The following is a 20,800-nucleotide window of genomic DNA, read 5'->3' on the forward strand; positions in this document are numbered from 1 at the left end:
TCATCAGGCGTGTTGTCTACCTTCTTGCTGCTGCCACCAATTGAGCCAGTGAAGGTGGTTCCTGATTGCCATTGTCGGCGGTACACCAAGAATCCAGCATCCGCCCGTACAGCACGCTAGTTTCACAAGCGATGCGGGCGTATTCTTTGCCCAAGGGCGAATCCGGCTCGCATTGGGGGATGAGGTCGATGCCCAGGGCTAGGTGTTCTTGGTCGATTTCGCGGTGAACTACCCAGTAGCGGTTGGTTTTGAGTCCGATTCTGGCGAAAACCGGGATGACTGCCGAAAAGAAGTCGAAACTCACGCCCTCAGAAATGAGATTCATGGCAATAACTTGATGCTCGTAGGATTCCCGCAACACGGAGCGGAAACAGTAGGCGCTCACCAACTGCGTTTCTAGGGTAGCAGCGACGGAGGTCGGGTTTTCTCCCGGTTCCAGGAAACCGTGTTTGTGCATCCAATCGAGCAGCAGCGAGGCGTGGTCTACTTCTTCTGTAGCGTGGTGGGCGAAGCATTGTTGATACCGAAAGTCCCGGCACATTGTATAGCGCATCGCCAGTGCCGCCGTAAAATCACTCGATTGATAGTAGAGTTGCGTGACCCAACCCCGAACATCGTCGGGATGCTGTGCTGCGGTTAGCTGCTTGTAAAAAGACCCTGCCAGCAGATGCTGGCGGTACTTGGCTCCCAAATCCAATAACCATTTCATTTTGGTATCTCCTCTTTACAAATTATGGCAATACAATAAGTGCATTCTATGGTACACCAGTATTATAATGTGAGTCAATCAGTATTTTTGCGGTACACCCCTATCAAAGGTGTGATAGAATGCGCTAAGCTAATTCAAAAGGTAGACTCCTGGATTTCCAACAATGGGGAGCGAAAAAAGTAAAGATTTGTTAGTTGAGAATTTCTGATGCTGTCAATTTCAGAGCGACTACATAATCAAGAGAATGCGGGTATATTAATTGTCAACCACCACCGCCAAATGGTAGGAGTCACGCCCAACTTATTGAGGATTTGGCAGCTACCCGAACTCATTGTGCGGTCATTATCCGACCAACTCGCCTTAGAGTTTGTATCCGAGCAATTTGATAATCCGCAATTGTTCCTCAAGGATATGACAGAAATCTACGAACAAACGCACCTAGAGATTAGGGAAAAAGTGCAGCTCAGGGACGGTCGCATCATCGAGCGCCATTCCCACCCCTTATGGTTTACTGGAGTTTATGTCGGTAGATTGTGGATGTTTCAAGTAAATTAGTGTAATAGATAGCAGAGAATTCTTAGCGCCACTCTGTCTTTTAGTAGTGGCTTTCAATGGGTAAAGTATGAATCAATAATATGAGAAAGAATTATGCCAACTTGTATGACAGACCCGGTTTTACCGCTCATCGTTGTGGATACTGCTTCGCCCATCACCATTGGCGCTCAAATCACCGAGCAAATTAAGCTGTTGATTGCGCGTGGTAATCTCAAACCCAATCAACCCTTACCGCCGATTATCCAATTAGCTAAATACTTAGGAGTGAATCATACCACTGTAGCGCAGGTATACAGCGAACTGATTGCTTTGGGATATTTCGTAGGCAACCGAGGTAAAAGAACGGTGGTTGCCGATTCTTCCTTCATCAGACAGATGGTTGCTCGCAAAAGCTTCTACGACTTGCTCAGTCAAGCTTTTCATTCAGCATCTCAATACGGGTTAACCGCATCCGAGTTTTCAGCAGCAGCTTACGCTCAAGCAGTCATGGTCGAGCGCCATCAAATAAATGTAGCTTTCGTAAATTTCTACCCGGATAGTATCGATATCAGTGCGCGTTTAGAAGCAGCAACAGGATTAGCTTTCGTATCGATACCTTGGACGCATTTACACACAAAAGAACCGGGCGCGTTGGAACAATTATTGTCGGCAGATTTAATCGTAACTACCATCAAAAACCTGTGGGATGTAGCTCAGATAGCTGACCCCAATAAGGAAGTAATCGGAATTGAAGTGCAACCTGATATGCCGTTATTGAGCCATATCTCATCGCTACCCCGCAATGCCAAGGTGTTGTTTGTGTGCCAAGAACAAAGCAGCAGCGAAGCAATGAAGCAAATTATTGACTATAACGTGCATCACGTAGAATCAAAAGCAGTTACCTTAGAATTTGTACAAAATAATGTGGCAGAACTCCCAGGATTTGATTTAGTGGTATGTTCGAGCCAAGTTGAGAATCAGTTGAGTAGGTACATTCCCCCAACTGGGAAATTAATGACCTTCAGCATCGGCATCGATCCGGTGAATTTGCTCGTACTCCAAGCTCGTTTAATTGCGGTAGAGATGGAAAAAGTAATGTAACATTGGTTGCATTAACTATCCTCTTTATCACAACATTAATCCTCAACAATCCTTTGAATTCGTGCCACACCAACTAGAACTTTTTCCTGAATTTCAACCAAAATATTCTGTTAAATTGCCTCAATTAACGATGAGTTCCGAGAGGCTGCATTCTTGGAAACAGCGCATCCTCGAACATCAACAATTTGCTGCTTCCGAACAACCGCAACAAGGAACATTGTTCGAGCTCGCACCCAGTGCCTGTGACTCCAACAGCATTGACCCGTTTATTTTGGAACTGCACAATCTCTCCTTTTGTGAGAAACCCGATTGGGGCGATCGCACTTGCCTCTACTTCGTTATCGACAACGAGCTTCCCTTGCTACTGTATATAGGAGAAACAGACCGTACTCCCAAGCAAAGATGGATGAGCCACGATTGTCATAAGTACATTGCCAACTACATCGAACTGCATCGCCGCTACTCCCTGAATGTGAGTGTAGCCATAGCTTTTTGGTATGGAGCGCCGAGCAACCGAAAACAACGGCTCCAGTTAGAATTGGAGCTTATCTATAAGTGGAAGTCGCCATTTAACAAAGAATGCTGGCAGTGGTGGGGACAACCGTTTGGTAAGTGAATTGCTCAAATTCCCCCGCAGTAAGAAAAAGTGAAAGCGATCGATAGCTTACTTGAGAACCTGCTGACAAAATTGCTGTTTTAACCTTTGTTGTCCATTATTGAATTTTATTATGAACTAAAACCACATTCGGAGCTAGCTTTCTCATAAAAATAGCTTTGACTCTGTTAAGAAATAAAACAATAGAAAATAGAGTATTGTAGTTTGGGTTACAAATATAAGGGATAACATCTAACCTACTTTCATTTCTCTCTTCATTCAGAGGTCTTGCTATGGCGATTGAACTGTCAAATCTAACATTTACCAATCGGGCGGATATTGTCCCCGCGTCGGGGGTCGAGGAAATACTCAATACAGGTGTTGCTAATCCTCTTGGTGGCAACGACATAATTACTGGTACGGGGAAAATTGTTACCGGAGTCTACAGCAACAATTTTTTCTTTGTTAATATTAGCGGATTCTATAACAACGGCACACTTAATACCGCCCACGGTAACGACATAATCACGGGCACCGTCAATGGCGATGACGTATTCCTTTACGATTCCCATGCTGGTATTTTAAACAACTATGGGATTATTCATACCGATGATGGTAACGACATAATCACAGGAATTCTCCAAACTCCCGGCTCCTATAACTCTCCTACTGCTGGTATTTATAACCACTATGCTACCATAAATACCGGGGATGGTAATGACATAATTACTGGCACTGTTGAGGGAATAATCACTGGTATTAGCCAGGTCGGTGTGGGAATTCAAAGCGACTATGGCACTATCTATACTGGTGATGGTAATGACACAATTACGGGTACTGGTAGCCAGGATTTAGGTATATTTATTAATTACGGTGGCACCCTCGATACTGGAAAAGGGAATGATGTAATCACGGGTATTGGCAGGAGTGGCATCAACAACTTTATGGCCACCTTTAATACTGGGGACGGTAACGATATAATAACTGGCACTACCAACGAATTATATGGCTGGGGGATCCGCAACTCTGGATCTATGGATACTGGCAATGGCAATGACGTAATCACTGGCACTAACATTATCGGTGGTGGTGTCGGTATTTGGAACGAGGAAGGCGGCAACATCGATACTGGTGATGGTAACGACATAATCACTGCCATTAGCCAGGCAGGTCTTTACAACTTTGGTAGCATTAATACTGGTAATGGTACCGACTCCATCATTCTTGAGGGATATAATCAGATTGGTAGCGTATTTTTAGGAGATGGTAAAGACTATTTTAAGGGCTTTGGTAGTGGTGTTTTAAATGGTGGAAACGGTAAGGACATACTGGAATTAACGTCGGGGTCGAGAAGTTATACCGTCGGTATATCGGGAACAACGGTGAAGTTCACTCAGCTTAATGACGTTGGGATAAATGACATTTTGATAACTTCCGAGTTTGAAGAACTCATAGCTGGTAGCACAAAGTATGACTTCAGCCGTCTAACCAACGGTCAAACAATTAATGTGGTTTAGCAGTCTGTTTGAGAATTAGGGAACAGCTAGTTAACAGAAAAGTTGGGCTGTCCTAAAAGGTCTTTAATTCTTTATTGATAACGCTTTTCGGCAATTTCCTAAAAGAATGGGAGTTTTGGTTGTGGGGATGGGTTCTGGTTGTTGGTTTATACTTGAGAGCTAACTTACCTCCGTTCCCCTTTCCCGTTTATTGAAATCCACGTCACCCTTGAAAAATTAGTCAGTTAATCAACTCTAAACCAGACCTGATGTGTAAGCGGTCAATGCTTTCAGAAAGCCCCAGCAAACTACCGGAGCTTAACACACAATTACTTCAGCTTCAAAGCCCTTGATTGCACCTGAATGAGTAACCTTTCAGCAGTCTGTTGAATCGCATCATCAGGTGCATATCCTGAATACCAATCAGTCGGATAGGGGTATCTTGCACTATGCCTACAAATACTGCAACGTTAAGCAGGCAACCCTAACCCCTTCAGAATCATGGGTAATAACTTGGTACACGCCTCTACAATGCTGGCAGTCTGGGGCAAACTGCTCAATGTTGCCTCAAACATCTTCCTCGCTTTCCGTGTCAGCCCTTGTTTTTTAGCAGGTTCCTCTGTTTGCTTAGCTTCTGCTAAAGCTTGCACCTGCTCTAATAAATCCACTTTGTCGGGGTCGGATAGATCGGAATCACTTTCGATGGCTTGTTGGAGTTGTGCCAGGAGTTCTTTGATGTTGGGTTCCGAAGGTTCCGAGGAATCGGGCAACTGATTGAGAGTGTTGGTCACGCTGCCGCTAATCGTGCCCAAATTAACGACTCCATCACCGCCAACTAACCCGCTGATGTCGCCAATGCTGCCACCCCCTGAATGAATGTTGATTCCTTTGTTTTGAGTCATTACTAATTCTCCTTTAATGATTTGAATTGTTTCTGCGTGAATCTTAGATTGATGCGTACCTGTTTCGATAAACTGCTCAATCGTATCCTTAAGTGTACGAATTTCACCATCTTGTTCGGCCAGTTTTAGCTGAACGGCAAGCGGCAATTCTTTCTTGATTCGAGCGTAATCTCTAAAATACTGATGACTTAACTCTGATTTGTCCGCCCCTGCTGCAGTTGTAAACCTGAGATTCAAGCCATTGTTGCCCCGCCGTTCGATAGCCACAAACCGCAGCTCTTGCTCTGGATGGTTGGTGGATAAGTTTTTAAGTGCAATGGAGATAGCGCGGGGGTCAATATCCTGACTGTGGTACAAATCTAGAGTATCCACGTAAGGCTTGATGAAATCAGCAAACTCACCCTGAGCAAAAGTTTCCCCCCAGTTATCCGGTTTCCGCAATCGGTTGGGATTATCTTTGGTTTCCAGGCGCATGAATACATAGTCGCATTGCACGTCCTCTAGCTTGGTGCTACCTGTAATCCCCCAATCTTCGATACAAGCTCCCGTGAGAATTGCTCCCGTCATATTTGTACCATCGAGTTGTGCTTGCTTCAGGATGGCTCTGGACAAATTAGCATTCCGCAAATTAGCGTTGTTGAGGTTTGTTCCAATAAAACTGGCATCTTGTAGATTTGCACCTTGTAGGTTCACTCCTTCCAAATTCAAACCATCAAAGTTTTGAGCCTGTCCGTTAAGTGTGACGACCAGTTGCCGAATTTGCGGATTGGCAAGGTAGGTATTGTCTAGACGAGCATAATTAAGTGCTTTAACTTCATAGAAACGAGTACAAGTAAGACTAGCCTCTCGGAAGTCGCAAAACTTAAGCGTTGCACCAGTAAAGTCTACATCAGTTAAGTTGGCTCCCTTAAAGGAATTTCCTCCTCTTGTCACTATTGCTATTACTGCTTGCAGCCTCCATAATCCACCCAAACTGCAAGTGAGTGCTTTCTGGCTAAGATGCCAGGAAATTGCAATAGTTACAATTACGATCGGCATTACTTTGGTTAGGGGTACACTTATAATAGTTACTGCAAGCATTGGGATAAATGTACTTACAGTAGCTATCACAATAGAGCCTAGTGAAACTCTCAATAAAATTAGCGATAAAGTGGCTAGTTCTATACTTATTGAAACTAACACTATGGCTCCAGATCCTAAAAAAAAAGGAACACTTACGTCAAGGCTATTCGTTGGGGAAGGCAGAGTGATCGATAATAATAGAAGTGGCAGTAAGGCTCCTATACCTATAATAGTTCCCAGAACAAAGTTTTTTCGTATACTACTAAATAATGTGATACTTAAAGAAAGTAAAACTGAAACCCCATAAGGGAATGAAGATTTTGTCAATAATCCCGTTGCTAGTAAGCTTCCTGCTCCTAGGAAACAACCAGCTAAGCTAGCTAACAGTAGTGTTGCAAAAAGCAGGAAAACTTGCCAGCTCCATTTAATTCCAAAATTAACATTATGGAACTTTGATTTTTCAAGGTTTACCTTAGTAAAATCTATTCCTTGTAAAACAGCAAAATCAAAACAGGTTTCTGCCCACCCTACATCATGCGGTCGTTGCATTTCTTAAATAATGATAAGCTACTGAATTATCAGCCTACTTCACTACACCTTTTGTCACAGTCAGCATGACCGTTTCTCCAGCAATTAACTAGGCATACTAATTGAGGAATAGCGTCAGGGGGGCGGTCTGGTATATCAAATACTCCTGGTGGAATAATTCTTTTAATATTAATTCCTTCCGACGTACTTGAAGAGTCTACTACCTCAAACTGAAAATTTTTGATGGCATTATCTATTGGATTTAAGGAGTTATCTGAAGACTCGTCGAAAAGAGAATCAGATAATTGAACCGTAGTTATTCTGAAGCTGATGAGTGACTTAATCCATTCTGTTGCAAGCTCTTTTTGCTCCTTAGAGAGATTGTCCCATCCCGGACATAAAATCTTTGCTGTCATACTGCTAGCTCCCCTAATTTTTAGGTTAAAGAATAATAGGAGTAAATCAGATGCTTTATCAGCCCTGAAGTTACTGCACTCGCAACTGGTGAACGAACTGACGACTTCCACTTTCTTTGAGGCTATCCGCCGTTCGCACTACCTCGTCAAACGCCACCTGAGCCATCGCATCATCGTGCTTCGACAAGTCTGGTAAAACTCCAGCATACATCCAAGCTTGACCAATTCTACTCACTTACTAGAGCCTGGTTGCCACATCAGGACGGTTTTAGAATTGCTGGGAGACCAAAACCTACAGACAGCGATGGTTTACACTTGTGGAAGATTATCCAGCCAGCGTTGATGGATGCGTTTGCCCCAATTCTTCATCCCTAAAGGTTCTAACTTGCCTTATTTTTAGCTAACTAACAGCCATTATGACCGACTCGATCGCCACCCAACTCAAACAAGCTTCCGAGGGCTTACTCTTCGGAAGCGAAACCGATGCCCCTTTTGAGGTCATTCATTGGCCGGCACAGGGAGAACTCACTCCAGCGAAGTTGCTGCAACTCACCGAACATTCACCCGATGCTCCCGTAAAATTAGTGAGCGTTGATAAGTTCTTTGCGATCTCCACTCAAGAAGAAGATTGGCACGATGAAGAGGAAGAGGAAACGGCGAAGCGCTTTCAGAACTTAGTGAGCGTGTTGAAGCAAAACCTCTCGCAATTGCAAGTTTACCGAGTTGGCAGCATTGAGATTGATGTCTACATCGTCGGGGAGACGGACGGTGGCGGATTGGCGGGGCTGTCTACGAAATTGGTCGAGACTTGATTGCAACAGACAGGATGAACTATGATTGTTTGTTAATCATTGAGTTACATAGCAACCATAATTAGAGTCAGGAAGAGAAGTTGTAATATGAACAAACCCGGCAAAGTATTTAGTTGGCTTGCTTCTCTTTACAGTTTTGGTATGCTAGGGATTTTATTATTCCTCTCTTACACAGAGAACAAGCCATACCAGATGGGTATTATAGCTTCCTTTCTTATGCTGCTAATTGTTTTTCCTCCCCTCTGGTCGTTCCTTGATCGAGAATATAATGTCAGAATTTACTGGCTAATCAAGTTTATTTTATGGATTGGTTGTTACGGATTCGTAATGGCAAATATTAATGCAGTTGGTTAAAATTATCAAGCAAAAAAGTATACTTGATAAAAGTTGTATCCCTTCTTTACTGACTGTCCACTTTGCTTTCAATCACCTGCTGAACCTGGGGAGACACATTCGATAAGAAGTTCAGCCCTGTTTCCTTCTCAACTTTTGCCACGGAAACTCGAAAGCTTTTCCATCCCGAACCTTTGACGCTGGCATCGTTGGGCATCATCACAGCGATCGTCCTAGTGTCGGCTCTAATTCCCTGCATCCCTAATCCTTGTCTATCCATCACCACGATAACTTTCCAATTCCTTGCCGGCACCGCAATCTTTTCTTTTTTGCCGATGCTGCCTTTCCTCCCCACGGGCCCAGCTACGATGTAAAGTTCTTTTCCTTGCTGCACTAATTCTCTGCAATATTCCTCCAAATCTCCCCACACGCCTCTGTTGAGTTCTGGCACTTGGGGCATCATGTTGGTCATCAGGAATGTGCTGCTGTTATCCGCTTCGTTGCGGGTGCGATCGGCACTGGGTGCAATGTGTCCCCGGTCGTAACCACTTCCGGTGTAATCTGTTGGTCGCACTTTGTACCAAGCATCTGGGAGGGAATCATCGGGGCGGAAGTTGTCTTGGCGATCGGCTGCTCCCATCCAAGAGCGGTTCAGTTGCCACGAAACCCAGTTGGCGGTCTTTGTTTTACTGTTGTAGCTCATCACAAACTGCGACTTCACCATCAAGTAATTGTCGATGTTGGCAACATTGGGAGCTGCATTGCTGGGATTGCCCAGGAGCAAATTGCGGTTGTTGGTTGCCGAAGCGATCGGTGGCTGCGTTGTGGGTTTCTGCACTCTTGGTTTAGGAGAAACAGGCGTTCGTGAAGATGGCGGGGCTGATGTCAGATTGCAGCCAGCCATCATCCCCAAAATCAGAGCGATCGCCCCCAACTGCCATATTTTGTTCATGCTGCACCGCTCCCTTATGATTCCTGTGCCAGCTTACCAACAACAGTACGCTTGCCTCAAGAATGCAGCAATTGACGGGAGAGATAACTGCAACAGATAAGACAAATATTCAAGCGTCCAAACGTTCAAACGTCCAAGCATTCAAATGTCTTTGTTGACCTTAAGCTGCTGGAGGTATTGAGCGACGGACTTTTCAACCAACTCGCTAATTTCTTCACCTGACTGTGCGGCAGCAGATTTGAGGTCGCGGTGCATTTGTTTGGGCAAATAAACAGTGGCCCTGACAAAGTTTGGGTCTTTGCTTTTGGGTAACGCCGGAGTTGGTGCAGGTTCGAGGTCAGGTTCCCCAGGCTTGAGTTTCTTGGCTTTCAGTAAATCATCAAAGCGGCTCATGGCAATATCTCCTTACCGACAGCGGCATAACAACCCCAAGCAGCTTTGGCGTAGGCATCTTTGACAGCACTTACGGGAACCCCTGCCAGCGCTGCTTTTTGAAATACCGCCAGCCTCCTGACCTCAGCTTTAAATATCGGCAACTGAGCTTTCTCGATCGTTCTCCGAGATTCTATCCCGACTTTGCTGGGAGCAGGTGGGATGAGGGTGAGCAAAATGCGGTAATTCGAGTTTAGGGAATGCAGAGCTTCCACCATTTGCACCATAGCGGTGAGGGCCATCGCATCGGGAGAGCTGGGCAAAATCAGCAAGTCACAACCTTCAGCTACAGTTTTGAGTTCATCGGGGTCTGGTCGGGCAGGCGTGTCTATCACGATGTGCTCGTAATCTCTGGCAAAGCGAACTCCTTGCTTTTCATCCACCACTTTGAACGGGAGGGAACCCCGCGCTGCCCAATCCAAAGCACTGCGGTTGAGGTCGCCGTCTACCAAAAGCGTGGGCGCTTTGGTTTGCAAGTAAGCTGCTAAGTGCAGTGCTGTAGTTGTCTTTCCGACTCCGCCCTTGAATGAGGCGATTGTCACGATCATAGGTTTATCGCTACGTTGATTAACTCAACTTTATCTGTTAATCATCTAAATGTCTAGACATTTGAATGATTGAACGTTTAAAACGATGCCGTATTGAGCGAGTTATAGTGCGGGTTGGCTCGGCTAATTAACGATAACAACGTAGCGCTCGGTTACAGGTGATTGGAGGCGGTGGATCTTCCCAAAAATCAAGCAGTTGCTGCACTGCAAGAGTTTGCCCCTATGCGCTCTCTCGAATGTGTGATACTGTCGTGGGTCGCATCGTCGCATCACCTGCGGTTGATTTAATCATCTAAACGTCTAGATGTCTGGGTAAGTAATTCAAGATTTATGCACTTGGTATCTGGAGATGAGCGCGCCTAGCGAAGCTATCCCGTAGGAAATCGCCCTCAACCTTTCTGTTACACGCTCCTGGGCGCTAAAACGAGCCAAAGTCTTTTGATGGAAGCTGCATCGCCAGCACCAACGCACCAACATCACCACCACCGGAAGCTGCATTGCCAGCGCTAACGCTAACACCCAAACCGGAAGTACCTGCACCAGACCCCGTACCCATTCAATCAAAGGAGCCTAGCCTGATGAGCAAACTGCAAGCACCGGATAAAGAAGCGACGGTCAGGTTTACCGTGGATATGTCCGAAACTCTGCACCGCAAACTGTCTATGTTGGCTGCAAAGACGGGGCGCAAGAAAGTGGACCAGAGTGCGGATGCTGTTGGAAGAGGGGCTTAAGGAGGTGGACGGGTAAAAGCGATCGTTTTAGCGGCATCAAGGTAGCGAAAAACTTCTCTAAACCATCAAAATCTTGTAGCGGGCTGGTGGCATAGTGGCTGGCCCACGAACCATCCGGCCAATCAGGGATTGAACCCTGCATACCAAAGCACAGAAAATAGGTTAGTTTTTATAAAAGAGCGTGCATCCCAATTCAGCCCATACTCGCATTGATGTGAATTTGCTTGGTAGTAACATTCATTAATAGTTATGCAGGATGTATAAGGGCTAATTGATAGTCCAATATGAGAACGCATTGAAGTAGTAAATGAATGAAATATTCGTTAAATTAGGAAAAGGAGCTTTCCACTTAAAATCATGGGACAATTCGATTACCTACGCGACCAGATTAGTAACAATATCTGGATCGATAAAGAAATCTTACAAATATCCGAAGCAGTTACAACAGCACTAAACGAGGGTCAAGAATGGTACTTTAGTCTGCCTCACCTCCAATTTATTATGGCAAACCCAGTGATGGGAGGGATTAAGGATTTACTGACCGCTTCCCAAGATTTAGGAGCGACGGTGCTTGATTGCAATCTCGTGTTTCTAGAAACGGTTTACGGCATCAACAAAGCTTTTAATAGCAAAGTTCACAAAGACCTAGCGGGTAAAGCTCAAGTTGAGTTAGCCAAACTTGCCGCTAACAACACCGAAAAAGCGATTTACGAAGCCTCGGTTATGGCGCACAACGAATCACTCAACTTGCCCGAACTCTCGGTAAAAGTAGCCGCCATCGAAGCAGAAATCGCCTCAATTCAACAGCAAGGAGCAACAGCAACTGAGCAAATAGAGCAGTGGAAGAACGACGCTATCACCAAGCTAGAAGAGCTGAAAAATGAACTCTTAGCCTTAATTGAAGGACTCCAAGGCAATCCCAGAAGCAACGCCCGCGCCAGACTCAGAAAAGTAGAAGCCGGGATAGCAGCTATGCAAACTGGGAATATCCCGCCAATTATCGCCATGAATCCTTATGAAATTAGCTCACAGTTCGACCTTTCCATACATTCCACCTTTCGGAAAGCGCCCGTTGTTCTTAATGCCATAGTTCCTATTGCTGTTGGAGGTGCAGCAACAGTAGCAGGAGCTGCAACTGTACTCACTGGAATTGCAAGTTGGTTGTTGAGCAGTTTCTTCCTCAAAGCGGTGAACATCCCAGCTACACTGCTACCAGCGCTCACGAATACGGTAGTGTCGATTGTCCTGAAAGTAATGGGTAGCGCTGGTGCTAATGCAACGAGATATTTAGCCGCTTCCGCCCTGAAGGCAGGGCAATCCTTACTACCCAAACTCTTTGGAGCAACTGGGATGCAAGCGAGTGGCTGGGCTTACCTAATGGCTTGGGCAACACCGATAATCGGAGCAGCCGTGATCATTATTCAAGCCATGCGGAATAAGCTTTTATTGGCGGATATGCTGTATACTTTTGCCGAACTGAGGGATGTACCCGGCAAGTTTAATTTAACCCAGGCGCACATGATTGACACCAATCGAGTTGAAATCCTAGAAGAGTTTAAAACTTGCGCTAAAGACCTAATCTCTGAAGCTCGATTGCCGATTGAACGCATTATCGGAGTCGGTTTAGATCGCCAAAAAGAATATGCGGTTTGTTACATTTTGACCAACCCCGACTCTCCTGTTCAAGTGTCAGGAAACGAAGCAATTGCAGCAGCACTTGGAGCCGATAAGATTGCGAGAATAGCATCAGGACAATTTGGCTTTTTTGATTGGGAATAATTACTGAGATGGCTACCGATTATAAATTAACTTATTCTTGGATTGACGAAAGCGTAGCGATGGTTTCCACAATTGCTGTTTGGTCGGTGTGGGATTGCGTCGCCCAAAGCTGGTCAACCAAACCTAAAGTAACTCTCCGAAATACCCTGCTTTCAGGCTTGCACCAAGATGCGGGTAAGGAAAGATTCTGTATCGGAGAAATCCCGGAAACTGCAAAAGACCCATTTTTGTTAAATCCATTCGTTGCGGATAAAGAGCGCTACACCCTAGATTTAGCGAGCAACTCCCGCAATCGCGGTCGATTCACCTTTAACTTAGCGCCCGTGGGTTCGAGCTACTACGGAACTAAAGGAACAGACCAATGGAAGCGAATTATTTATGGTAGCATCCTGCATACCGGATGCAAACATTTAGTAGCTCAAAAGTTCAATTATGTGGTGGTTGATGATGAACTAAAAGATGCTCAGGGCAATCCGCAAGATGACCCGACCAATCAACGGCATTGGAAAACCGGGGACAGCCACGGTAAAGCTTCTCGCTATTTTATGGAATTGCTGGGAGCGGGAACAGTGGAAACCGAGATTGAACCTAATCCAGAAATTCCGCTCCAATTTAGGATAGCCTCATTCAAACAATGGGTAGCCAAAGGTACCATCGCCTACAATCCCGAACTCGATGATTCAGGTTTTGATTTGGTAATTCCCCTATCATCCTTGAAGGGTAACAAACCAGCCCTAGGAAACTATACGGATAAACTGCTGTGCGGGTTGGTATTTGAGGCAGAGCAGCGCACCGCAAAAGCAGGGTGGATGCTATTTCAGTGGTTTGATTACGAAACGCTAGAACAAGACAGAATCATCAGCCGTTTAATTAATAAATGCGAGCGTTTAGTCGGCGCTCTCAACTCAATTCAAAACTTAGCCGAGTTGTTGAGAATCGACCAAAATGAAGCAGAGCAGGAAATACAGCAGGGCAATGAAGGGCTGCAATCAGAGGCGGAATATGTCAACACGGCGATGCAAATCATCAAATACGACGTGCGCGGAAAACTGCTGCTTCACCCCTATATTATCGCCAAGGTTAAAGAGCGTCTGAGAGTAATTTGGTTGAATTTAGCGAAAGCTGCAGGAGTTAGGTTCTGGTCGCTGATGGCACAGCCCGATGAATATTTTGCGAAGTACGAAATTACCGACGCTAGCGGAAATACAATTTTTAGCAGAAAAGTGTTTTGCGCCCCCGGCATGGCAACGGGTGAGTACATCGTGTTCTGCAACCCCATGCGCCACTGGGGTGATTGCCAATTGTGGGAAAACGTACACGAGGGTACTTACGCCCAGGGTGGTGGATTGATGGCCGCTTCTCGGAAGTTACTGCTCAATCTGGGACGGGACACAGACGGAGATTTTATTCAACTGATTCGCTCGACTGAATATCCGAATCTCCGCAATGCGATCGCCAATTTCTCCCAACCACCGCAGGTAAAGAAACTCCCCAAGGTTCCCCTTGCAGGCAACCTCCAACAAGTAGCGATCGACAGCATGAACGACAGCACGGGCATTGTCGCATCGTTGATGGGACGAGCTAGGGGTGCAGGAGTTGAAGGGATAGTGCTGATGATTCCCCCCGGCGGGAGACAAACAGAACCCGAAGAAATGGCAATTATCGATTTCCTTTCCCAGCAGCTCCAAATCGCTGTTGATTCACTCAAATCGGCGTATCCCAACAACGATGCAGGACTCAAAGCAGTGGGAGATTATTTAAACGGCCTCGGTGATGCAGCTCAAATTCCGTGGCTCTCTGATTTTAAAAAGGATGATTGCTATTTGAGCCGACCTTGCAGCGTAGCACCCGATGCGATTGATACAGTGTCTCGGCTCGTTCGGTTGGTAAACAGCTATTGGCAACCAGCCCAGCTAGAAACTAATTTAAACCTTACCTCCTTTGCGAATTCGCTTTTTTCCGCAGTATCGGTATCCGAGGCTCAACAAAATTACGCATTCCAGCAAAGAAACGGGTATGCTTCGGAAATGAGCGCTGCCATCGCCTGGAAAGAAGAAAACGAGGGCGACACTACTAGAATCCGCGAAGTGGCCTTTAAGTATCAAGCTTTAAGAGATGCAGCCATCGAACAAGTCACTCAAACAGACGGCACTCCCTACACCGTTAAATCTTGGGCAGCAGCTTACTGGCGGGCCAGCCATACGGTCAAAGAAGATTCGAGAAGTTCTGGCTCCTTAGTATTCAACCTATTCCCCGATGAAATTATGGCCGAACTTAAAGAAAACCCAGACCCGCCCAGTTTCTTCGAGGTCTACAACGTCCACAAACAACAGCCCAACCATTGGTCGAAGGCTAAGTGGAAAGGACGCACGGTTCAAATTAGAGTCGTGCTGCGGGATTGGGCAGCTCCCCGCACCGGCAAGATTGTCCCCACGCTAGCCGTAGATTTGATGTACCCCCAAAGCGCTGAATTAGTCGGGTTCTATCCGCTGGGATTTATTGCAGAAGCAGACCGCTCTAAAGTTGCGATTGGTGAAACTCGAACTATGAAGATTTGGACGAAAGGAGACGGCGAAACCGGCATCCCCACCACTAAAGTTTGGCTGTTCGATGAAAGCATGACCGAGGAACAAATTCAGGATGTCCTCATGTTCGGTCGCGCGGCATCGAGTTTGTGGGAACCGGAAGACTTCGGTCTTTCACCTTAATTGTACATTTCCCAAGTTTAGGAATAATATCCGCTAAAAGTGGGGGCAAGAAAGATAGGCTTCTGGAGCAAAAAACCGTTACTTAATTGGAACTTGTCTCGCGTGCGGGGGAAGTTTCGTTTAAACGTAAAGTTTGATAACTAACTATTTGGTCAGTCCAGAGTTTAAACAGGTACATACCCTAGGAAAAACCCCTTTCTTCTACCCAGCGTTTATCTCTAGTAAGCAAATAATGAAACTTTAGGTTTGCTCCAACTCAGTATCAGTCACACCTGTACTTTTGGCTAGCTAAACAACTAATGAATGGGTTAGTCCCCTTATTGGATTTGTCCTTCTATAGTGGTTGTACTATCCGATATTAACTTTGCCGACGGGTTTTTGAAGATCCCAATCCATCAAGGATGACGGTTCTTCCGTACCTGTTATGCTAAATTGCTTCAAGCTATAACCTTTTTTGATCGCAAATATAACTAATCATTGAGGATAACCGTATGGCTGTTCAAAATTCACTTCTATTATTGGTTAACAAATCTATGCAAACCACTTTAAAAACATTGCAGCAGTTTGCAAGAGATGAGTTTATTTTCAGAAACAGTATTAGTATAGCTTTTGGCGAAGAGATTGATGAAAGGGAGTTGCAGTTAACTTTTAGTAATGGAAATTTCACCAATTTACCTTCTGTTAAAATCTGTAGCACTACTGAAATAAATGGGGCATCTGGAGCATATTCTGCGGATACAGGTAAGATTTATTTGGCACAAGAATTTATTGAGGCAAATATTGATAATCCTCAAGCAGTTGTTAATGTGCTGCTGGAAGAAATAGGCCATTATATAGACGCCAAAATTAATTTAACAGATGCAGCAGGAGATGAAGGAGATATTTTTGCCCGGTTAGTGCAAGGAAAGAGTTTAAGCCAGCAAGAGTTAGAGGTTTTACGAGCTGAGGATGATACTGCAACTGTGATGTTGGATGGTCAGATGATTGGAATTGAACAGAATAGCGTCATACCAAAAGGAGTTAGATATAATGAATATGCTTTTTTAACAACCCATAATTCCCATGTTACTCTCCCAGATGGTTGGCTCTCAGCTAACCAGCGCCAGACAATTACTCAGCAACTTGCAGATGGTGTAAGAGGCTTAATGTTGGATACATATTACAAGGAACCAGGCTCTGGAGACGTGTTTAAGGTGATTCCCGAACCTGGAGTATATTTATTGCATGGAGTAGATAAACTTGGCTGGATAGCTGGCGCGACTTATCCTTCGCGTCCAACAAAACGACTTCATCAAACCTTAAATGAAATTGTAGATTTTCTCAATCAAAATCCCTCAGAAATAGTGACTATTTTTTTAGAGGATTACACTACTAAAGAGAATTTAGAGCAAGAACTAGAAAAAGTTCCTAATATAAATAATTTATTATTTGATCCTGACTATGATGATCCTAATACAATATTAATTAATGAGAATATAGAAAGTGCAAAACAATGGCCTTTAATCTCCGAAATGGTTAAGGAGAATAAGCGATTACTTATTTTTAGTGGCAGGGAAGATAATGGGACGCTTTCTGGAGTAGCTTACGACAGAAAGTACATTATACAGAATGTATATGAAAATGATGGACTTCAATCAAGATGGGACAATGGTATTTATAAATATAAATCTTATCCTAAACTATATGTCTTCAATCACTTTGGAATACAAGCACCCTCTGTGCTTCCTGATATGGTTTCATCGGAGATAGATAATGATTTTAACAAAATCAAAAAGAGAATAGAAGACGGATTAGATTCCGGGAATAATCAAAAACCTAATCAGCTTCCCAATTTTGTCACTGTTGACTTTTATGATACCTTTGGATATGAAACCAAGCAAGTTGTTGACTACTTAAATAATACTTATGATTTTAGAACAAAGAAGAAACTCCACTCTCACTTAGTAAGTAGTAGTGATGCTCCTGACCGGGATTATGTTATAGGTGGTTATTTTCCTGAGTGGGGAATATATGGTCGTGATTTCCAGGTCGAGGATATTCCTGCTGATAAGCTCACCCATCTTTTTTACAGTTTTGCCCAAATCGATCAAAATGGAGAAGTGGCAATCTTTGATACTTGGGCAGCAACCCAAACTCCTTTCCTCAATGAAGCAACAGGTGAAGCAAAATATACTTATGAACAATCACAGGCAAACGAAGCCGGAAATTTTGCTGAATTACAAAAACTCAAAGCCGCAAATCCTCATCTACATCTCATGCTTTCAATCGGAGGATGGTCTCTTAGTGGCCCATTTTCTACAGTAGCCTCTACAGAGGTATCACGAGAAAAATTTGCTCAGTCGGCGGTTGAATTCATGGTTGAATATGGATTTGACGGTCTTGATATTGACTGGGAATACCCTGGTGAAGGAGGAGCTTCTTTAGCTGAAGTGGAAACTCTTGCCCCTAATCGTCTTAATAAAGAAGTTAACGATAGCTCTGATGACAAGCACAATTACACTCTATTGCTAGCGGAGTTGGACGAACAAATAAAAATACAAGAAGTTACTGATGGGAGAGACTATCAACTCAGCATTGCTTCTCCCGCCGGTTTGGAGAATATTGAAAATATAGAATTGCAAGAAGTCTCGAAATATATCGACTTTTTCAATCTCATGGCTTATGATTTTCATGGCTCGACTTGGGAACCAAATACTACGAACCATCAAGCCGCTTTATTTGCTAATCCCAATGCTCCTTCAGCAGCAGAAATCGTTGATACATTGAATATTCATTCTGCCGTTGAGGCTTATTTACAAGCCGGAGTAGATCCTCAAGATATCATTCTAGGTGCACCTCTTTATGGACGTGCTTGGTCTGGGGTTTCTAATAGTAGTAGCAATGGAGGACTTTTTCAATCCGCTACAGGTGCAGCAACAGGAACTTGGGAAAATGGAGTATTAGACTACGATGATCTTTACAATCGGTTAGAAACTCAACCAGAAAACTATACTAGGTATTGGGACGATGAGGCTAAAGTTCCTTATATTTATAGTCCCATCGTTGAAGGAGGATTCTTTAGCACCTATGAAGATAGTCAATCAATAGAGCTCAAAACTAATTATATCAAAAACATGGGTTTAGGGGGAATGTTCTTCTGGGATGTTTCTAGCGATCTTCCCAGTAGTCATAATGAGTCCTTAATCAATCATGCTCACGAATACTTAACTTGACATTGAGCCTAAATTTTACTGTGTGGTAGTGCTAATGGTGCTCCTATACAGATATCGTCTCATTTCTTATTCCTCTATATTACTCTGATGTCACTCTTATGTCACTTTTGCGCCAAAGTATAAGAGAACAAAATCTCTCAAACCCGAGCTGGATATATGGTTAGGCCTCGTCAAGCTCACTTGATCAATGAGAGTGAACTTTTATTTGTTTCTTTCGCTTAGTGGCAGAAGAGGGGTATCTAGACCGCCCGGTAAGAATTCCCGATTGCCTTTCTTGGCGTCAAATTTTACAAGCTTTAAGCTGTGCCATCCATTCCCCAAATCCCACACGGCGAAAGCGAGTAGGCTCGATCTTAGTAGGTTCCAGGACTTGCCAAGAGTGCCAGGGAAAATGACCGATTGGAAGAACACTGCTATTGGAAGTGGACTGTTTAGTGGTTAAATCCTTAAATTTGAGCCAGGTTCCGTTTTGCTTCCACCCCACAGCTTCTCCAAACTTGGTGTAATCTCGATTCACTTGAGGACTTTCCCAAATTTGGCGCTGAATGCCGAACCCAAATCTTGAACCGCTTGCTTGTCGCCAAAGTTGATCTAGAGTTTTGAGATGTTTACAGGGCATCGAGCGGATTTGTTCGGGTGTAATCTCGTCTACAGTTTGTTTAAGTGCCAAGGCATCCGTTGAAATCACCGCCTCTTTAAATAGATTGCTGATTGCCGAATCCATCCATCGCCAATCCCCAGCTTGTGCTGCTTTCTTCAAATCGTATGAAGGCCAAAAGCAACCCTGCTTAGAAATTGCGCCATTTGTCATGGTGGCGTTGCAAAGCCGTGTATCGCGAAAACTCGTAATACCCGTATCGGTCAAATCCGCTCGATCGAGATAAGCCGGATCGTGCTTGAGTCCGCTGAAGTCAGCTCCTACCAGTTTTGCTCCAATCATAATCGCTCCCTGCAAATTGGCATCTCTAAAACGCGCACCATTCAGGCTAGCGTTGCTTAAGTTTGCCGAACGGAGGATTGCCCCAGAGAAATTGGCTCTGGTAGCCTGAGTATAGGAGAGCAAAGCATTGGTTAAATTTGCGGAGCGCAAGTCAGTATCAATCAGGTGAGTAGCGGCACCAGAGAAGTCTGTCCCTTGGAGGTTTGCCCGTCGCAGGTTCGCCTCTGATAAATTTGCCTCTCGGAAAACTTGGCGAGAAAAATCGGCACCGGCTAAGTTTTTACCGCTCCATTGCACCGCCCTCAATTCAAGAATCTTCTCATACCTACGCAGACGGTGCCAGTGGGAAAGTTGGGCTAGGGCAAAGATAGCGATCGCACTTCCTCCCAATCCTCCCAATATCCACCAAACACTTTTTTTGTGCCACATCCTGAATTACCCGCAGTAAGAATTTTGCCAGCCTATTCTAAGCCAAAATTGAGAAAATTCTGTCTGCCCCCTCTCCAATTTGCCGTTGGTTTGCATTATAAGTACCTTCGTGCAAATACCTGAGCAACATCAAATGCCAGCTTGTAAGTTCATCTAGCCAATATAGAAACATTCTCTGAATATCTGCATCCGATGTATTGAGCAGTCCTGCATAAAAAACTGTATTTCTCAGCCCTTCTAATTCTTGTTATTGGTGGTGGCACATTGCAGAACCTAGGGCGGGAAAAATGCCAGTCTGTGCGTTCCTCCACACCAAACGCCAGAGTTCACTACCATCACAATTGTGCTTCAGCCAAGATTATTTGTAACGCCCCAGGTTTTACTGCTGTGCCTCATGCAGCAGCGCGTGTAGAAACTTCTTCAAGATCGGATGCGAAGTTGGGGTACAGCCGAGATACCTGCATTCCGAGGACATGATATTAACAAACGTAACAAATAAGTCTCGGCGTTGCTTAATCAGGGTATGAAAAAAATAACTTGAAAATCCCGAAGTTTTGTGGATACTGGTTTCTCTGACTTGC

The 20,800-nt window shown here is 44.5% G+C and carries 18 protein-coding genes; 9 read left to right on the top strand and 9 right to left on the bottom strand.

All coding sequences use genetic code 11. The features are described from left to right. Positions 1-16 precede the first annotated feature (16 nt). Complete coding sequence (locus QUB77_RS22370) at positions 17-709, bottom strand: iron-containing redox enzyme family protein (RefSeq protein ID WP_333323495.1); 693 nt, start codon at positions 707-709, stop codon at positions 17-19. 207 nt (positions 710-916) lie between these two features. On the opposite strand from QUB77_RS22370, the gene QUB77_RS22375 reads away from it, so the two are divergent. From QUB77_RS22375 to QUB77_RS22390, 4 genes are all read left to right on the top strand, one after another. Then, positions 917-1,264 carry a hypothetical protein gene (locus QUB77_RS22375; RefSeq protein WP_333323497.1) on the top strand — a complete coding sequence of 116 codons (348 nt, stop codon included), beginning with the start codon at positions 917-919 and terminating at the stop codon, positions 1,262-1,264. Positions 1,265-1,357: 93 nt separating this feature from the next. Then, positions 1,358-2,344, top strand: coding sequence for a GntR family transcriptional regulator (locus QUB77_RS22380; RefSeq protein WP_333323498.1), 987 nt, complete (start codon positions 1,358-1,360; stop codon positions 2,342-2,344). A gap of 61 nt (positions 2,345-2,405) precedes the next feature. Beyond that, positions 2,406-2,960, top strand: a complete 555-nt coding sequence (locus QUB77_RS22385; protein ID WP_333323500.1) for a GIY-YIG nuclease family protein — start codon at positions 2,406-2,408, stop codon at positions 2,958-2,960. Between the two features lie 272 nt (positions 2,961-3,232). Next, the gene (locus QUB77_RS22390; protein ID WP_333214290.1) at positions 3,233-4,456 is read left to right on the top strand and encodes a hypothetical protein; all 1,224 of its coding nucleotides are present in this window, start codon (positions 3,233-3,235) and stop codon (positions 4,454-4,456) included. A 449-nt stretch (positions 4,457-4,905) separates the two neighbouring features. Here the strand turns inward: QUB77_RS22390 and QUB77_RS22395 are convergent, their stop codons facing one another. The 3 genes from QUB77_RS22395 to QUB77_RS22405 all read right to left on the bottom strand — a co-directional run bounded on the left by QUB77_RS22395 (position 4,906) and on the right by QUB77_RS22405 (position 7,578). Next, on the bottom strand, positions 4,906-6,417 hold the full coding sequence (locus QUB77_RS22395) for a pentapeptide repeat-containing protein (protein ID WP_333323502.1): 1,512 nt from the start codon (positions 6,415-6,417) through the stop codon (positions 4,906-4,908). A 560-nt stretch (positions 6,418-6,977) separates the two neighbouring features. Next, a complete protein-coding gene (locus QUB77_RS22400) occupies positions 6,978-7,343 on the bottom strand; it encodes a hypothetical protein (RefSeq protein WP_333214294.1) in 366 nt (121 codons plus the stop codon). Between the two features lie 70 nt (positions 7,344-7,413). After that, positions 7,414-7,578 (bottom strand): hypothetical protein, encoded by a 165-nt coding sequence (locus QUB77_RS22405; protein ID WP_333214296.1) that lies wholly within the window; start codon positions 7,576-7,578, stop codon positions 7,414-7,416. 181 nt (positions 7,579-7,759) lie between these two features. Here QUB77_RS22405 and QUB77_RS22410 point away from each other — a divergent pair, with 181 nt between their 5' ends. Further along, positions 7,760-8,155 carry a nuclease A inhibitor family protein gene (locus QUB77_RS22410; RefSeq protein ID WP_333279077.1) on the top strand — a complete coding sequence of 132 codons (396 nt, stop codon included), beginning with the start codon at positions 7,760-7,762 and terminating at the stop codon, positions 8,153-8,155. 400 nt (positions 8,156-8,555) lie between these two features. Here the strand turns inward: QUB77_RS22410 and QUB77_RS22415 are convergent, their stop codons facing one another. The 3 genes from QUB77_RS22415 to QUB77_RS22425 form a co-directional block, all read right to left on the bottom strand. Next, a complete protein-coding gene (locus QUB77_RS22415; RefSeq protein ID WP_333214300.1) occupies positions 8,556-9,440 on the bottom strand; it encodes a DNA/RNA non-specific endonuclease in 885 nt (294 codons plus the stop codon). 141 nt (positions 9,441-9,581) lie between these two features. After that, positions 9,582-9,833, bottom strand: coding sequence for a CopG family transcriptional regulator (locus QUB77_RS22420; protein ID WP_333209942.1), 252 nt, complete (start codon positions 9,831-9,833; stop codon positions 9,582-9,584). Then, the gene (locus QUB77_RS22425; RefSeq protein WP_333323506.1) at positions 9,830-10,420 is read right to left on the bottom strand and encodes a ParA family protein; all 591 of its coding nucleotides are present in this window, start codon (positions 10,418-10,420) and stop codon (positions 9,830-9,832) included. The genes QUB77_RS22420 and QUB77_RS22425 overlap by 4 nt, the downstream gene beginning before the upstream one ends. A gap of 497 nt (positions 10,421-10,917) precedes the next feature. Here QUB77_RS22425 and QUB77_RS22430 point away from each other — a divergent pair, with 497 nt between their 5' ends. The 4 genes from QUB77_RS22430 to QUB77_RS22445 all read left to right on the top strand — a co-directional run bounded on the left by QUB77_RS22430 (position 10,918) and on the right by QUB77_RS22445 (position 18,850). Further along, positions 10,918-11,151, top strand: coding sequence for a hypothetical protein (locus tag QUB77_RS22430; RefSeq protein ID WP_333323508.1), 234 nt, complete (start codon positions 10,918-10,920; stop codon positions 11,149-11,151). A gap of 357 nt (positions 11,152-11,508) precedes the next feature. After that, complete coding sequence (locus QUB77_RS22435) at positions 11,509-12,930, top strand: hypothetical protein (protein WP_333323510.1); 1,422 nt, start codon at positions 11,509-11,511, stop codon at positions 12,928-12,930. An 8-nt stretch (positions 12,931-12,938) separates the two neighbouring features. Next, on the top strand, positions 12,939-15,638 hold the full coding sequence (locus tag QUB77_RS22440) for a hypothetical protein (protein ID WP_333323512.1): 2,700 nt from the start codon (positions 12,939-12,941) through the stop codon (positions 15,636-15,638). Between the two features lie 491 nt (positions 15,639-16,129). Further along, on the top strand, positions 16,130-18,850 hold the full coding sequence (locus tag QUB77_RS22445; RefSeq protein ID WP_333323514.1) for a glycosyl hydrolase family 18 protein: 2,721 nt from the start codon (positions 16,130-16,132) through the stop codon (positions 18,848-18,850). Positions 18,851-19,130: 280 nt separating this feature from the next. Here the strand turns inward: QUB77_RS22445 and QUB77_RS22450 are convergent, their stop codons facing one another. After that, the gene (locus QUB77_RS22450; protein WP_333323517.1) at positions 19,131-20,219 is read right to left on the bottom strand and encodes a pentapeptide repeat-containing protein; all 1,089 of its coding nucleotides are present in this window, start codon (positions 20,217-20,219) and stop codon (positions 19,131-19,133) included. A gap of 379 nt (positions 20,220-20,598) precedes the next feature. Continuing rightward, positions 20,599-20,800 (bottom strand): hypothetical protein (locus QUB77_RS22455; RefSeq protein WP_333323520.1); only part of this gene is annotated, 202 nt, incomplete at its 5' end.

It is taken from the genome of Microcoleus sp. AT9b-C3, assembly GCF_036705485.1.
Taxonomy (GTDB): Bacteria; Cyanobacteriota; Cyanobacteriia; order Cyanobacteriales; family Microcoleaceae; genus Microcoleus.